Source organism: Streptomyces sp. NPDC029152, assembly GCF_055564355.1.
This window is the reverse complement of the sequence record NZ_JBVHWR010000001.1, coordinates 277,847-293,059: the sequence shown is the minus strand read 5'-3', so window position 1 is coordinate 293,059 and position 15,213 is coordinate 277,847. Positions and strand designations below refer to the sequence as shown.

The following is a 15,213-nucleotide window of genomic DNA, read 5'->3' as shown; positions in this document are numbered from 1 at the left end:
AAGCACCCCGCGCGTCTGGCGTGCGCCCGCCGCGACGGGTCACGCTGGACGGGGGACCCGGGGGGCTGCGATGCGTGGGAGACGGTTCACGGGCGTGCTGTGCGCGCTCCCGGCGCTGTGCGCCGGGCTGGTGGCGGGCTGTCAGAGCCCTTCGCCCGGCGGGGCGGGGGCGGCCGGGCGGGGCGGCGAGCGGACGCCGGCGGCGGTCGTCCGGCCGTCCGGGTACGGGGCGGTGTTCCTGGCGGTCGACGAGTGCAGTTCGTTCGGGACGGTCAGCTTCACCGAGGTGCCGTGCGCGAGCGAGCTGGCGGCGGCCCGGGTCGTGGCCCGGCACGACCCGGGCCGCCCTGCCCGGCGACCACCGACTTCGTCCTGCACATCAGCGAGCAGCGGCCCTCCGCCGACGAGGACGGGGACGGGGCCGTGGCCCGGGGCTACGCCTGCATGCGCTCGCTCCAGCCCCCGCACCCCGGTGACCCGGGGGGCGGGGGCGGCCCGCGCACCATCGTCGGCGACTGCGTCCACGACGCCGGGAGCGGAAGGGTCCGCGAGACCGCGTGCGACGGCGAGGGCGAGCGGAAACCCCGGTACGAGGTGGTCGAGGCGGTCACCCGCCGGGACCGGTGCCCCGCCGGGACCGCCCTGTTCGTCCGCCTCGGGGACGACGAACGTCCGGTGGGCTGCGCCCGGCCGCTGTGAACGCCTGCGCGCTCGGCGGCCGGACGCGGCCGGGGCGTGACGCGGTGCTACGGGCGCAGCGTGGACTCGTGCCGCACGTCCCGCTTGTCCAGCCTGGCGTCGAACGCCGCCAGCGGCCTGGCCGCCGACGGGTCCTGCCGGACGGTGGCGGGGGCGACGCCGGCCCACTCGAGGATGCGGGCGGTCGCCAGGGCCTTCTGCTCGGGCACCAGGCCGGCGACGTTGGCGCCGTGGTTCATGCCGGGGGCGGTGAACACGTAGGAGTCGCGCGCCCCGTGGCCGAGGCGGAACGGCTCGGCGCCCCACGGGTCGTTCTCGCCGTACACGAACAGCATCTGGTTGGCGTGGTGCCGCACCCAGGTGTCGACGTCCCGCATCGCCCACGGCTGGAACGTCATCGGGATGTCGCGGGGCACGAAGTTGCGCGGCGGCTGGTAGCCGTAGCGGATGTACTTCTTCTCGATGTGCGGGAAGTGGATCGTCGGCGCGCCGAGCTGCGTGCCCGCCTGGTAGTAGTACGGCGTGTACGTGGTCAGGCCCTGGTCGGTGTAGGCGGAGAAGCCGGAGATCGTGTCCACCGACTCCCAGATCGCGTCGTCCGTGGCGTTCTGGGCGTCGGCCGGGATGTCCGCGCAGTCCTTCAGGGTGCTGTACTGCCAGAAGCCCCACACGTAGTCGAGGACGACGGCCTCGTAGGCGCGGTCCAGGCTGCCGATCGTGTCGAAGGTGTAGCCGTTCTCGGCCGCGTACGCCGCGTACTTCTTCTCCAGCGGCGCGCGGCGCACCAGCGCCTCGCGCTGCACGCCGTTCAGGCGGTCGCGGCACTCCTTGGTGCCGACGGTCGCGAAGAAGCGGTCGTAGGCCGAGTCCTCCTTGTTCACCACGTCGTTGGGGGCGACGTAGGCCACGACGCCGTCCATGTCGCGCGGGTAGAAGCGCTCGTAGTAGGTGGCGGTCATGCCGCCCTTGGAGCCGCCCGTGGAGATCCAGTTCTCGGAGTAGAGCGGCTTGAGGGCCTGGAAGATGCGGTGCTGGTCGCTGGCCGCCTGCCAGATGTCCAGCTTGGACCAGTCGGCCGGCTGGGGCCGGGACGGGGTGAAGTAGCGGTACTCCATGGAGACCTGGTTGCCGTCCACGATCTGGGTCGGCTCGCGGCGGCTCGGGTTCGTGGAGACGTTGTAGCCGCCGGTGTAGAACACCGTCGGGCGGCTCACGTCCTTGTGCAGCACGGTGATCCGCTGCTGGAACGTGCCCTTGGACGGGTGCCGGTGGTCGACCGGCTGCGTGTAGTTCAGGACGAAGAAGCGGTAGCCGGTGTACGGCTTCTCCTCGATCAGGCTCATGCCCGGTATGGACAGCAGCCGGTCCTTGATGTCGACGGCCTTCGGCTCGGCGGCGGTGGCCGCACCCGCCGTGCCGGCGGTGCCCACGAGCACCACGAGCGCCAGCAGCCATCTGAGCGCCTTGCGCATGCACCCTCCCTGTGAAACAGATGTGCGCCGGAAGCTATCGGAGCAACACACCCGTACACCAGGGGAGATGAGGAAATGGCCGGCGCGGGCCGTCTCAGCAGAGGATCCAGCCGGAGCTGACGGCGCCCCGGTCCACGCCGCCCCGCACCCACACGCACCGCCGTCCGGCGGGCACGGTCACCGGCCCGGCCCGGTAGGCGTAGCGCCCCTCGTCGACGACCGGCCGGCCGCCGCGCGCCTGCACGCTGACGAACATCTTCCGCTTGGTGCCGGTCCTCTTGGGGACGGTGACGGCGCAGACGCGGCCGCCGCGCTTGTAGACGAGCACGAACCCGGTGGGGAACGGCAGCGTGCGGACCTTGCGGCCCGCGCACGGCGCGGCGGCCGCCTGCACCTCGTGGGGCGCCGCGACCGCGAGGAGTCCCGCCGCGGTCAGCACGGCCGCGCCGGCCGCCAGCCGCCGGCGCATTCCGGAACCACCCCTGTCCACGACGGCCCCTTCCGTACGGTGATCGCTGACGTACGGATGTACGGACGCGTGAGTCGGTTCGAATGGTTGCGCGAGTGTGCGGGGCCGTCAGCGGGAGGCGCCGACCGGCTCCTCCGGCTCGGCCGCCCCGGTGAACGTCCGCCACAGCCGGGCGTACCGCCCGTCGAGCGCGAGCAGTTCGTCGTGCGTGCCGTCCTCGACGACCCGTCCGTGGTCCATGACGACGACCCGGTCCGCGCGGGCCGCCGTGGTCAGCCGGTGGGCCACGACCAGGGTCGTGCGGCGGCCCGCCAGCCGGTCGGTGGCCTGGTTGACCTGGGCCTCCGTGGCCAGGTCCAGGGCCGCGGTGGCCTCGTCGAGGAGCAGGACGTCCGGGTCGACGAGTTCGGCGCGGGCCAGTGCGATGAGCTGGCGCTGCCCGGCGGAGAGGTTGCGGCCCCGCTCGGCGACCTCGTGGAGGTAGCCGCCCTCCAGCGTGGCGATCATCTCGTGGGCGCCGACCGCGCGGGCCGCGGCCTCCACCTCGGCGTCGGTGGCCTCCGGACGCCCGTAGGCGATGGCGTCCCGGACGGTGCCGGGGAAGAGGTACGCCTCCTGCGGGACGACGCCGAGGCGGTGCCGGTAGGAGGTGAGGTCGAGGTCGCGCAGGTCCCGCCCGTCGGCGGTCACCCGTCCCTCCGTCGGGTCGTAGAACCGGGCGACCAGCTTGACCAGGGTCGACTTGCCCGCACCGGTCTCGCCGACGAACGCGACGGTCTGCCCGGCGGGGATGCGCAGGTCGATGCCGGTGAGGGCCTCCTCCTCGCCGCCGTACCGGAAGTGCACGTTCTCGAAGGCGATCTCGCCGCGCAGGGAGGTGACCTCGGCCGGCTTCTCGGCGGCCCGGGTCGAGGTGGGCTCGCGCAGCAGCTCCTGGATCCGGCCGAGGGAGACGGTCGCCTGCTGGTAGCCGTCGAAGACCTGGGAGAGCTGCTGGACGGGCGCGAAGAACAGGTCGATGTAGAGCAGGTAGGCCACCAGCGCGCCGGTCGTCAGGGTGGCGTCGTCGATCCGGGTGCCGCCGACGACCAGCACGGCGGCGGCCGCCGCCGAGGACAGCAGCTGCACGAACGGGAAGTAGACCGAGATCAGCCACTGGCCCCGGATGCGGGCCCGGCGGTAGCTGTCGCTGCGCTCGGCGAAGCGCCGCCCGCCGTCGCGCTCGCGCCGGAACGCCTGCACGATCCGCAGCCCGGCCACCGACTCCTGGAGGTCGGCGTTGACCGCCGACACCCGCTCGCGGGCCAGCTCGTACGCCTTCACGCTGGCCCGGCGGAAGAAGAACGTGGCGACGACCAGCGGCGGCAGGGTCGCGAAGACGACCAGGGCGAGCTGCACGTCGATCACCAGCAGGGCGACCATGATGCCGAGGAAGGTGACGACCGAGACGAAGGCGGTGACCAGGCCCGTCTGGAGGAAGGTCGACAGCGCGTCGATGTCCGTGGTCATCCGGGTCATGATCCGGCCGGTCAGCTCGCGCTCGTAGTAGTCGAGGCCGAGCCGCTGGAGCTGGGCGAAGATCTTCAGGCGCAGGGAGTACAGGATCCGCTCGCCGGTCCGGCCGGTCATGCGGATCTCGCCGGTCTGCGCCGCCCACTGGGCGAGCACGGCGAGCAGGCCCAGCAGCGAGGCCGCCCAGACCGCGCCGAGGGCGAGCCGGGTGACGCCGTCGTCGATGCCGTGCCGGATCAGGACCGGCAGCAGCAGGCCCATGCCGGCGTCGACGGCGACCAGGGCGAGGCTGACGAGCAGCGGGCGCCCGAAGCCGCGCAGGAGGCGTCGCAGGCCGTAGGACTCCTCCGGCAGCACGGCGCGGGCCTCGTCGACCTCCGGGGTGTCGGTGGCCGGGGGCAGGGCGTCGACCTGGGCGAGCAGCTCGGGCGTGGCGGGGGTGCCGGCGAGGGCGGTGTCCTTCGGCGCGCGGTCGCCGGTCCACAGCCGCGGGGTGACCCCGCGCTCGGCGTCGAACTCGGCGTCCAGCTCGTCGCGGACGGAGGTGTCCTCCCGCGCCTCGGCGGGGCGGGCGTGGCCGGGCGAGACGCCGCCGAGCTCGTCGGGGTCGGTGAGCAGGCGGCGGTAGAGCGCCGAGCGTTCCTGGAGCTCCTCGTGGGTGCCGATGTCGGCGAGGCGGCCGCGGTCGAGGACGGCGATGCGGTCGGCGAGGCCCAGGGTGGAGCGGCGGTGGGCGATCAGCAGGGTGGTGCGGCCCCGCATGACGTGGGCCAGCGCCTCGTGGATCTCGTGCTCGACGCGGGCGTCCACGGCGGACGTCGCGTCGTCCAGGACCAGCAGCCGGGGGTCGGTGAGGATCGCGCGGGCGAGCGCGACGCGCTGGCGCTGGCCGCCGGAGAGGGTCAGGCCGTGCTCGCCGACGGTGGTGTCGTAGCCGTCGGGCAGCTCGGTGATGAACCGGTGGGCCTGCGCGGCCCGGGCGGCGGCCTCGATCTCCTCGTCGGTGGCGTCGGGGCGGCCGTAGGCGATGTTGGCGCGCACGGTGTCGGAGAACAGGAACGAGTCCTCGGGCACGAGCCCGATCGCCGCCCGCAGCGAGTCGAGGGTCAGCTCGCGCACGTCGTGGCCGCCGACGAGGACGGCGCCGCGCGACACGTCGTAGAAGCGCGGCAGCAGCAGGGAGACCGTGGACTTGCCGGAGCCGGAGGAGCCGACGACGGCGAGGGTCTCGCCGGGCCGGATCTCGAAGGAGAGGCCGTCGAGGACGGGCCGGCCGGGGTCGTAGCCGAACGACACGTCGTCGAACTCGACGGTGGCGGGCGCGTCGGGCGGGAGCTGCCTGGTGCCGTCGGTCAGGGACGGCTCGGTGTCGATCAGCTCCAGGACGCGTTCGGTGCCGGCGCGGGCCTGCTGGCCGACGGTGAGGACCATGGCGAGCATCCGGACCGGGCCGACGAGCTGGGCCAGGTAGGTGGAGAAGGCGACGAACGTGCCGAGGGTGATGTGCCCGCGCACGGCCAGCCAGCCGCCGAGGGCGAGCATGGCGACCTGCCCGAGGGCCGGCACGGCCTGGAGGGCGGGGGTGTAGGTGGCGTTCAGCCTGATCGTCCGCAGTCGCCCGGCGAACAGCCGGCGGCCGACCTCCCGGAGCTTGCCGGTCTCCTGCTCCTCCTGCCCGAAGCCCTTCACCACGCGCACGCCGCTCACCGAGCCGTCGACCACGCCCGCGACGGCGGCGGCCTGGGCCTGGGCGTACCACGTGGCGGGGTGCAGCCGGGTGCGGCTGCGGCGGGCGATGAACCACAGGGCGGGGGCGACGGCGACGGCGACGAGCGTCAGCGGCGGCGACAGCCACGCCATGATCACCAGGGAGATCAGGAAGAGCAGGATGTTCCCGATGGTCATCGGGAGCATGAACAGCAGGCCCTGGATGAGCTGGAGGTCGCTCGTCGCCCGCCCGACCACCTGGCCGGTGGACAGCTCGTCCTGGCGCCGCCCGTCGAGCCGGGTGATCGTGCCGTACATGTCCGTGCGCAGGTCGTGCTGCACGTCGAGGGCGAGCCGGCCGCCGTAGTAGCGGCGGACGTAGGTGAAGCCGTAGACGGCGAGCGCGGCGCCGATCAGGAGACCGGCCCAGGTGGCCATGGACCTGGTCCCGTCGCCGATGACGTCGTCGATGATCACCTTGGTGATCAGCGGGACGAGGGCCATGACGGCCATGCCGCCGAGGGAGGACCCGAGGGCGAGGACGACGTCCTTGGGGTACCGCCAGGCGTACCCCGCCAGTCGTCGTGCCCATCCCCGTTGCGCGTCCACGCGGTGTCCTCCGGTCGGTCGTCCTGCTCACCTGATCTACCGCAAGGCACCAACACGGGCGAGCGGGGATTTCATCCCGCCGCAACAATCGGGCGGCCGGCGTGGGGGCCGGCGAGGAGGACGGGCGTCCGTCACGCGATCGCCACCTTCCCTTCACGCCACTGATCGCATGTCCATGTCACTCTCTGCGGTATCACTCGGGCATCAACCCGCGTAGACCCCGCGTAGATCGGACACCCCACATGCTCGCGATCCGCATGTCCGCAGGCCGGCGCCGCAAGGCGGTGGCGCTCGCCGCGGCCGCCGTCCTCGCCGGCCTCGCCGCCCCGTCCCTGGCCGCGGCCCCCGCCACGGCCACCACGAACGACTACGACACGACGTACTACAAGAACGCGGTCGGCAAGACCGGGGCCGACCTCAAGGCCTCCCTCCACACGATCATCAGCAGCCAGACGAAGATCTCCTACTCGGCCGTCTGGAACGCCCTCAAGGTCACCGACCAGGACCCGGCCAACAGCAACAACGTGGTCCTGCTCTACTCCGGCGTCTCCCGAGCCAAGTCGCTGAACGGCGGGGACACCGGCGACTGGAACCGGGAGCACGTCTGGGCCAAGTCGCACGGCGACTTCGGCACCTCCACCGGGCCCGGCACCGACCTGCACCACCTGCGCCCCGAGGACGTCCAGGTCAACGGCGTCCGGGGCAACAAGGACTTCGACGAGGGCGGCAGCGCCGTGAGCAACGGCGGCGGCAGCCTCACCGACTCCGACTCCTTCGAGCCCCGCGACGCCGTCAAGGGCGACGTGGCCCGCATGATCTTCTACATGGCGGTCCGCTACGAGGGCGACGACGGCTGGGCCGACCTGGAGGTCAACGGCAGCGTGAACAACGGCAGCAACCCGTACATCGGCAAGCTCGCCGTGCTGAAGGCGTGGAACGACGAGGACCCGCCGGACGCCTTCGAGGAGCGCCGCAACCAGGTCATCTACGACACCTACCAGCACAACCGCAACCCGTTCGTCGACCACCCGGAGTGGGTCGAGGCGATCTGGTAGGCCGTCAGTCCACGAAGCCGGCGTAGACGATGATGTTGTCCGGGCGGTGGCCGTCGGTGATCTCGCCGCCGCAGGTGATCAGCCGCAGTTCGGGGCCATCGGTTCTGCCGTAGACCTTCTGCGTCGGAAAGGCACGCTTGTCGACCTGCTCCAGCGCAGTGACGACGAAACGTGCGCGGGTGCCGTCCTCGCGGGTGACGTCGATACGGTCGCCCGGTTTGATCCGGGCGACGTTCTTCATCACCGCGGGGCCGTTCACCGTGTCGAAGTGACCGACGAGGACGGCGGGACCGGTTTCTCCCGGGGTCACCCCCTTCTCGTACCAGCCGATGCGGTCGGCCTGGGCCACGGAGGGGACCTCGATGGTGCCGTCGGCGTTCAGCCCGAGCCGGAGCAGGGGGGCGGCGTCGACCCCGGCGGAGGGGATGGTGACCCTGACGGGCGCCGAAGCGGGCATTCCCGCCGGCGTCTTGCCGAGTGCGGGGAGAGCGGCGGGTGCCGCGGCGGACGTGGAGATGGCCGGGGCCGGAGCAGCCGCCCGCCCGTCCGCCCCGCAGCCGCCGAGCGCTACGGCGAGGGGGAGGACGAGCAGGGCCGCGGCCAGTCGGCGGTCGGCGGACAGGCGCATGGTGGTCGGTCTCCTGGAGGCCCTGGGCCGGTCCGGCGGTGCACTGCGTGGGGGCCGGCTCAGGGCGGGGGCTTGCGGCTTCAGCGAGGGGTGACGGCCGAACCGCGCCGGCGCAGCGCCACGAAGGCGACGCCGGTGGCGCCGAAGGCCGCCGCCCCTCCGACCGCGAGGAGCACGGACTCGCCGCCGTCCGGGCTCTCGTAGCCGGCCGCGACGCCGCCCTTCGGGATCACGGAGGTCTGGGCGGCCCCGCCGGAGTCACCGGAACCGGCCGAGTCACCGGTCGGGTACTGGAAACTGCATCCCTCAGGCAAGCGGGGGAACGAGTGGACCGACGCCGGGTGACCGCCGCCCTCCATGTTCGTCCGCAGCTGCGGAGCGGCACTGTTCGGGTGGAGGATCTCCGCGAGGAAGCCCGCGCTCGCCGGCAGCTTCGGATTGGTGCGGGTCAGCGACAGACCCGGTATCGGCTTGTCCTCGCCCGCTCCCTGGAACTGGACGGACGGTCCGTTCGGGCTGATGGTCATCAGCGCGGTGGTGCCCGCGCCGATGCTCTGCCCGACCGTCACCACACACCGGTCGGAGGTCACCGGGCCCTGTCCGCCGGAACCATGGTCATCGTCCGGGGCCGACGGGCTCGGGGAGGCGGGGGCCGGCGTGGAGGCGGGGGCGGACGCCGACGCGGCGGGCGCGGGCGTGACGGAAGCCGGGTCGGACGCCGTCGCCGACGGGGACGCGGAGGCGGGGGCCGACGGGGACGCGGAGGCGGAGGCGGAAGCCGACAGCGCGGGAGTGTCGTCGGCGGAGGCGCTCACAGCGGAGGCGAACACCGCACCGGTCACGGCGAAGGACCCGACGGCTCCACGCAGCACCCGACGGCGGCGAGAGGACTCGGAGGAGTCGGCGAGGGCGGAGAAAGCGGCGGTCAGTCTCAACGGATGTGCACCTTTCCGGTTGACGGTGTGAAAAGACTATGAACCGCCCGCCCTGGAACCGTGCATTCCCTGTCCCGGAACTGTCACAGGCCGTTGCCCACCTCGAGTGGCCCTGCTCGCACCGCGGTTCAGCCCAGGTGCGTCGGCGCGAACATCCGCAGCACGGCCGGGAGGACGACCACCGACGGGCCCGGTGACGCCAGCGCCCGCGCCAGGTCCGCCTCCAGGGTCTCCGGGGACGTGCGCACCCCCGGTACCCCGAACGACTCGGCCAGGGCCATGTAGTCCGGGCGGGTCAGTTCCGTCGCCGTCGGCTGTCCGAAGGCGTCGGTCATGTACTCGCGCAGGATGCCGTAGCCGCCGTCGTCGACGATCAGCCACGTGACGTCCAGGCCGTACTGGCGGGCCATGGCCAGCTCGGCGACGGAGTACAGGGCGCTGCCGTCCCCCGAGACCGCCAGCACCGGGCGGGTGGGGTCGGCGGCCGCCGCTCCCAGCGCCGCCGGGAAGGCGTAGCCACTGACGCAGCAGCAACTCGCGGACATGACGGTGATGACGCGTTCACACATCGCCCATATCGAGGCGGGCCGCCGCATTCCCTCCACGGAAGACGCGCCCGGCGGCCGCTGGGAGCACGCCGTTCACCGGGTCGCCTCCGCAGCCGATCGAACGATCGGCATCGTACGGACGCCGTTCCCCGACGGCTTCAAGGACCGGCGGCCTCACCCGTGGGCGGCGCCGCCCGGACCTCGGCGCACCAGGCGCGGGCCGCGACGGTCTCGGGGTGCTCCTCGCCCAGGATCCCGGCCCGCTGCTCGGCCACCTCACGCGCGCTCTCCGCGGCCTGCTCCCGCTTGCCCTGCGCGTACTGGGCCCGGCTGAGCTGGATGAGCACCCCGAGGACCAGCGGATGGCCGTCCCCGTACCCGGCCCGCTGTCCGGCGAGCACCCGGCGGAAGAGGTCCTCGGCCTCCGCGCCCCGGCCGGAGCGCAGGAGCCCCCGCGCCAGTGCGTCGCGTGCCCACACGGTCACCAGGTGGTCGGGGCCGAGACGGCGTTCGCAGTCCCCCACCAGTTCCCCGGCCGCCTCCGTGTAGTGGTCGGACTCGTGCTGGGAGAGACGGAGTTCCAGCATCTCGCAGCGCGTCTTGAGGGTGGCGACGTGGTCCTCGCCGAGCACGTGGCGGCGGCCTTCCAGGACCGCTTCCAGCAGCGTACGGGCCTCGGCCAGGTCACCCAGGCGGTGCAGCACCCGCTGCAGTTCGTAGGCCGCGTCCAGGGTGCGCGCGTCATGGGGGCCGAGCGTGCGCAGCGCGTCCTGGTGCACCGGCCGCAGGAGACGGGCGGCTTCGGCGTACCGGCCGAGCCGGAACAGGACGGGGCCCTGGCCCGACCGGGCCTCGATGGCGGCCGGGGCCTCGTCCCCCAGGTGCTCCGCGGCCGTCTCGGCGGCGGTGGAGGCCAGGGCCAGCGCGGCGGTCCAGTCCCCTGCCTCGTACACCAGCCGCGCGACACGCACCGCGATCCGTACGGATTCCGCCGTCACCAGGCCGTGGCGGTGGGACCGGTGCAGCAGGCCGGTCGCGTGCGGTGCCAGGAGCCGCACCTGGGAACGCGCCCGCGGCGTCGCGGCGCCCTCCTGCGGCAGTGCCGCCCGCAGCAGCAGGCCCGCCGACTCCGCCAGGAGCTCGCGCTCCGCGTCGGGCACGCCCGCGGCGACAGCGTCCAGCAGTACCCCGTGGGCTTTCACACAGCGGTGCCCGTCCGTCTCGACCAGGTCGATCAGCGAGTGGTCGAGGAGGGCGCGCAGGGCCGGTTCGACCCGGGCGGGAGTCAGCGGCGGATCGAGGTGACCGAGGTCGGTCCCGCCCTGTGCCGCCGGTGTCAGCAGCGACAGTGGCACGGGGTCCGCCGCCCAGAAGGACAGCAGCCGCAGCAGGGTCGTCGCCTCCGGCAGGCCGCCTTCCGCCAGGCTGTCCAGCGACAGCTGCCACGTGCGGCCCACGAGGCGTCGGGACTGTCCGCTCCCGGTCGCCGACGCGCCCCGGTCGACCAGGGCCGTCGACTCCTCGCCCAGTTTCCGTTCGTACTCGTCCATGGACCACGACTCCAGCAGCTGGTGGGCCATGTGTGTCCCGGCCAGCGTCAGCGCCAGGGGCAGGCAGCCCAGGCGCCGGGCGACCTGCCGCGCGGACTCCGGCGTACCCGCGTCCGGGGCCAGGTCGCACAGGACCCGGGCCGCGTCCTCCAGGGGAAGTACGCCGAGCCGGTGGCTGCTCGTCCCCGGGGTGCGCCACAACGGGGAGGTCGCGTGGCGGGTGGTCACCAGCACCGTCCCCGAGGGGCTCGGGCGCAGCCAGGCGCCTTCCTCCAGGATGCCGGGGTCGTCGGCGTTGTCGAGGACCAGCAGCCAGGGCTGCGCCGAGTGGTCCAGGTAGTGCCAGACCAGGTCGGCCGCGGCTCGTTGGCCGCCGGCCGCCGCGGCCAGCTCGCCGGCGGCGGCGCCGCGGTCGCCGGCGGCGGCGAGCATGCCGGCGCGCAGGGACACCCGTTCGGAGGCGTTGATCCACAGGCCGACGCGGCCGTGGTCCCGTACGGCCTCGGTGAACAGGGTGTGAGCGACGGCCGTCTTGCCGCAGCCGCCCATGCCGTGCAGGACGTGGATGTCGCCGCCGGGTCCGGCCACCGCGTCCCGCAGGCGCCGCATGAGGTCGGTGCGGTCCCGCAGGATGCCGGGCGCGCGACCGACCAGGGGCATGCGGACGGAGTCGGGGGCGGCTCCCCGGGGCTCGGCCGGGCCCGTCCACGGATGCCCGAACAGCGGGGCCGCACCCGGGGCGTGGTGGTGGACGTGTTCCTCGATGTACTGGTCGCCGCCGGTCTGGTAGATCCGGGCGCTGCCCGAGGCGCGTCCCTCCATCGGCGCCGGCACGCTCATCGTTCGGTGATGTGCTGGTCGCGCCCGGCCTGGTAGATCCGGGCGCTGCCCGAGGCACGGGCCTGCAGCCGGACCCGCTCCGTGCCCGGTTCCTCCGGCGGTGAAGGGTTCAGCTCGTCCAGGATGCGACGCAGCGCGTCGGCGGCCTCCGGCTGGGTCAGAAGGAACCGTCGTACGCGGCCCTGCCATTCGGCGGTCAGCTCGGCCTCGGATTCGGCGTCCGCGGCCCGGCGCGCGAGGAGGAGCTCCTCCCGGCAGGCTTCCAGCTCCTCACCGATGTTCTCGGCTCTGGCGGGCTGGAAGCGGCGCCACAGGGCGACCACGCCGTCCCTCGCCGATTCCCAGGCGTTGGTGGCCATCAGCGTGACGACGGTCGTGCCCGCCGTCCCTGCCAGTGCGACGATCTCCGGATCCACGGTCCCCCCCTATGGCCCTGCAGCCCTGCGGCCGGCCTCTGATCCTAGGGCCCGAGGCCGCCCGCGGCACCAGGGTTCACGCGCCGTGTGTCGGCGCGAACATCCGCAGGACGGCGGGGAGTACGACGACCGAGGGGCCGGGGGCGGCCAGGGCCTTCGCGAGGTCCGCCTCCAGCGCCTCGGGGGACGTGCGCACCCCCGGCACCCCGAACGACTCGGCCAGGGCCACGTAGTCCGGGCGGGTCAGTTCCGTCGCCGTCGGCTGTCCGAAGGCGTCCGTCATGTACTCGCGCAGGATGCCGTAGCCGCCGTCGTCGACGATCAGCCACGTGACGTTCATGTCGTACTGGCGGGCCGTGGCCAGTTCGGCGACGGAGTACAGGGCGCCGCCGTCCCCCGAGACCGCCAGCACCGGGCGGGTGGGGTCGGCGGCCGCCGCTCCCAGTGCCGCCGGGAAGGCGTAGCCGAGGCCGCCGGCGCCCTGGGCCGAGTGCATGGTGTTGGGTGACCTCGCGTCGAAGGCCGACCAGGCCCAGTAGGCCAGGATGGTCATGTCCCAGAAGGAGGGGGCGTCGGCCGGCAGGGCCCTGCGCACGGCCGCCAGGACGTCCTGCTCCAGGGTGAGGCCCTGGGAGGCGATGCGTTCGCCGACCTCGTCCAGCAGGGCCCGCACGCGCTCGGGCGCCGTCGGATCGTGCCGCTCCCCCACCGTCTCCAGCAGGGCCTGGAGGGCGAGGCGGGCGTCGGCGTGGATGCCCAGGGCCGGGTGGTTGGACTCCAGCTTGCCGAGGTCGGCCTCGATCTGGATCACCCGGCCGCGCGGTGCGAACGTGTGGTAGTTCGAGGAGAGTTCGCCGAGGCCCGAGCCGACCACCAGCAGGACGTCGGCGTCCTCCAGGAAGTCGGTCGTGTGGCGGTCCTCCAGCCAGGACTGGAGGGAGAGCGGGTGCGTCCACGGGAAGGCGCCCTTGCCGCCGAAGGTCGTCACGACCGGGGCCCGGAGCCGCTCCGCGAGCTGCCGCAGCTTGCCGGAGGCGTCCGCGCGGACCACTCCCCCGCCGGCGATGATCGCGGGGCGCTCCGCGCGGGTCAGCAGGTCGGCGGCGACCGCCGTCAGTTCGGGGCGCGGGGGCAGCTCACCGGGGAAGGTGTCGCCGCCGGTGACCCGCGGGATCGACGTCCCGGCCAGCAGGACGTCCTGCGGGATCTCCACCCACACCGGTCCGTGCGGGACGGTGAGCGCCGACGTCCACGCCTCGGCGATCGCCGACGGGATCTGGGACTGGGTGCGGACCGTGTGGACGGACTTCACCACGCCCCGGAACGAGGCCGCCTGGTCCGGGAGCTCGTGCAGGTAGCCGTGGCGGCCGCCGCCCAGCCCGGCCGTGGGGACCTGGCTGCCGATCGTCAGGACGGGGGCGGAGGCCGCCCGCGCCTCCTGGAGCGCGGCCAGGGAGGTGAGGGCTCCCGGGCCGGTCGACAGCAGCAGCGGGGCGGCCTCACCGGTGATCCGGCCGTAGGCGTCCGCCGCGAAACCGGCGTTGTTCTCCACCCGCAGGCCGATGTAGCGCAGGTCCGAGCGGCGCAGCGCGTCGAACATGCCGAGGGCGTGCTGGCCGGGCAGGCCGAAGACGGTGGTCGCGCCCAGAGAGGCCAGGGTCTCCACGACCAGGTCTCCGCCGATGCGGCCGGGGGGAGGGTTCAGCGCGGCCTCCGTCTGGGCGGCGGTCGGACGGAGCACCATGTCGTGGTCGTGGGTCACTTCGCCGCCTTCTCCTGGGCGATCTGGCGGGACATGATCGTGGTCAGTTCGTACGCGGTGTGGGACGCGGCCACCGACGTGATCTCCGCGTGGTCGTAGGCCGGGGCCACCTCGACGACGTCGGCCGACACCAGGTTGCAGGAGGCCAGGCCGCGCAGGATCTCCAGCAGCTCGCGGGAGGTCATGCCGCCGGCCTCGGGGGTGCCGGTGCCGGGGGCGTGGGCCGGGTCCAGGCAGTCGATGTCGATGGAGACGTACAGCGGGCGGTCGCCGATGCGCTGCCGGAGCTGGTCGGCGATCTCGTCGGCGCCGCGGCGGTAGACGTCGGCGGAGGTGACGATGCCGAAGCCCATCTTCTCGTCGTCGGTCAGGTCCTTCTTGCCGTACAGCGGGCCGCGGGTGCCCACGTGGGAGAGCGCCTCCGTGTCGAGGATGCCCTCCTCGACCGCGCGCCGGAAGGGCGTGCCGTGCGTGTACTCGGCGCCGAAGTAGGTGTCCCAGGTGTCCAGGTGGGCGTCGAAGTGGAGCAGGGCGACCGGGCCGTGCTTCTTGGCCACCGAGCGCAGCAGCGGCAGCGCGATGGTGTGGTCGCCGCCCAGGGTCATCAGGCGGGCGCCGGTGCCGAGCAGGTCGTCGGCGGCGGCCTCGATCGTCTCGACGGCCTCGTTGATGTTGAACGGGTTCACCGCTATGTCGCCGCCGTCGGCGACCTGGGCGAGGGCGAAGGGGGAGGCGTCCTGCGCCGGGTTGTAGGGGCGCAGCAGCCGGGAGGCCTCGCGGATGGCGTTGCCGCCGAACCGGGCGCCGGGGCGGTACGAGACGCCCGAGTCGAACGGCACGCCCACCACGGCGACGTCGGCGGTGCCCACCTCGTCCAGGCGGGGCAGCCGGGCGAAGGTCGCGGGCCCGGCGTACCGCGGGACGCGGGAGGAGTCGACGGGGCCGCGGGGCGTCTCGTTGCTGCTCATGAATTGCCTTCCTTCTTACGCTTCTTCGCGTATTTACTGCTCT

The 15,213-nt window shown here is 73.4% G+C and carries 10 protein-coding genes and 3 pseudogenes; 3 read left to right on the top strand and 10 right to left on the bottom strand.

From position 1 onward, the window contains the following. Window positions 1-70 precede the first annotated feature (70 nt). Window positions 71-699: pseudogene (locus ACZ4V6_RS01280) on the top strand (hypothetical protein). Between the two features lie 47 nt (window positions 700-746). Here ACZ4V6_RS01280 and ACZ4V6_RS01275 read toward each other — a convergent pair. The 3 genes from ACZ4V6_RS01275 to ACZ4V6_RS01265 form a co-directional block, all read right to left on the bottom strand. Beyond that, complete coding sequence (locus ACZ4V6_RS01275; protein ID WP_467821683.1) at window positions 747-2,171, bottom strand: S28 family serine protease; 1,425 nt, start codon at window positions 2,169-2,171, stop codon at window positions 747-749. A gap of 94 nt (window positions 2,172-2,265) precedes the next feature. Next, a complete protein-coding gene (locus ACZ4V6_RS01270) occupies window positions 2,266-2,640 on the bottom strand; it encodes a hypothetical protein (RefSeq protein WP_467822210.1) in 375 nt (124 codons plus the stop codon). A 108-nt stretch (window positions 2,641-2,748) separates the two neighbouring features. Then, window positions 2,749-6,468 (bottom strand): ABC transporter ATP-binding protein, encoded by a 3,720-nt coding sequence (locus ACZ4V6_RS01265; protein WP_467821682.1) that lies wholly within the window; start codon window positions 6,466-6,468, stop codon window positions 2,749-2,751. A 257-nt stretch (window positions 6,469-6,725) separates the two neighbouring features. On the opposite strand from ACZ4V6_RS01265, the gene ACZ4V6_RS01260 reads away from it, so the two are divergent. After that, window positions 6,726-7,523 (top strand): endonuclease I family protein, encoded by a 798-nt coding sequence (locus ACZ4V6_RS01260; RefSeq protein WP_467821681.1) that lies wholly within the window; start codon window positions 6,726-6,728, stop codon window positions 7,521-7,523. Window positions 7,524-7,527: 4 nt separating this feature from the next. On the opposite strand, the gene ACZ4V6_RS01255 is transcribed toward ACZ4V6_RS01260, so the two are convergent. The 3 genes and pseudogenes from ACZ4V6_RS01255 to ACZ4V6_RS01245 all read right to left on the bottom strand — a co-directional run. Continuing rightward, complete coding sequence (locus tag ACZ4V6_RS01255) at window positions 7,528-8,151, bottom strand: class F sortase (RefSeq protein WP_467821680.1); 624 nt, start codon at window positions 8,149-8,151, stop codon at window positions 7,528-7,530. An 80-nt stretch (window positions 8,152-8,231) separates the two neighbouring features. Further along, complete coding sequence (locus tag ACZ4V6_RS01250; protein WP_467821679.1) at window positions 8,232-9,086, bottom strand: hypothetical protein; 855 nt, start codon at window positions 9,084-9,086, stop codon at window positions 8,232-8,234. Window positions 9,087-9,214: 128 nt separating this feature from the next. Further along, window positions 9,215-9,604: pseudogene (locus tag ACZ4V6_RS01245) on the bottom strand (thiamine pyrophosphate-dependent enzyme); the annotation flags it as partial. Between the two features lie 25 nt (window positions 9,605-9,629). Here ACZ4V6_RS01245 and ACZ4V6_RS01240 point away from each other — a divergent pair. Beyond that, a pseudogene (locus tag ACZ4V6_RS01240) lies at window positions 9,630-9,701 on the top strand (hypothetical protein); the annotation flags it as partial. Window positions 9,702-9,792: 91 nt separating this feature from the next. On the opposite strand, the gene ACZ4V6_RS01235 reads toward ACZ4V6_RS01240, so the two are convergent. The 4 genes from ACZ4V6_RS01235 to speB form a co-directional block, all read right to left on the bottom strand. Further along, window positions 9,793-12,024 carry a tetratricopeptide repeat protein gene (locus tag ACZ4V6_RS01235; RefSeq protein ID WP_467821678.1) on the bottom strand — a complete coding sequence of 744 codons (2,232 nt, stop codon included), beginning with the start codon at window positions 12,022-12,024 and terminating at the stop codon, window positions 9,793-9,795. Further along, window positions 12,021-12,440, bottom strand: a complete 420-nt coding sequence (locus ACZ4V6_RS01230; protein ID WP_467821677.1) for a hypothetical protein — start codon at window positions 12,438-12,440, stop codon at window positions 12,021-12,023. The genes ACZ4V6_RS01235 and ACZ4V6_RS01230 overlap by 4 nt, the downstream gene beginning before the upstream one ends. A 76-nt stretch (window positions 12,441-12,516) precedes the next feature. After that, on the bottom strand, window positions 12,517-14,202 hold the full coding sequence (locus ACZ4V6_RS01225) for a thiamine pyrophosphate-binding protein (RefSeq protein WP_467821676.1): 1,686 nt from the start codon (window positions 14,200-14,202) through the stop codon (window positions 12,517-12,519). After that, window positions 14,199-15,170 carry an agmatinase gene (gene speB / locus ACZ4V6_RS01220; RefSeq protein WP_467821675.1) on the bottom strand — a complete coding sequence of 324 codons (972 nt, stop codon included), beginning with the start codon at window positions 15,168-15,170 and terminating at the stop codon, window positions 14,199-14,201. The genes ACZ4V6_RS01225 and speB overlap by 4 nt, the downstream gene beginning before the upstream one ends. Window positions 15,171-15,213: the final 43 nt, after the last annotated feature.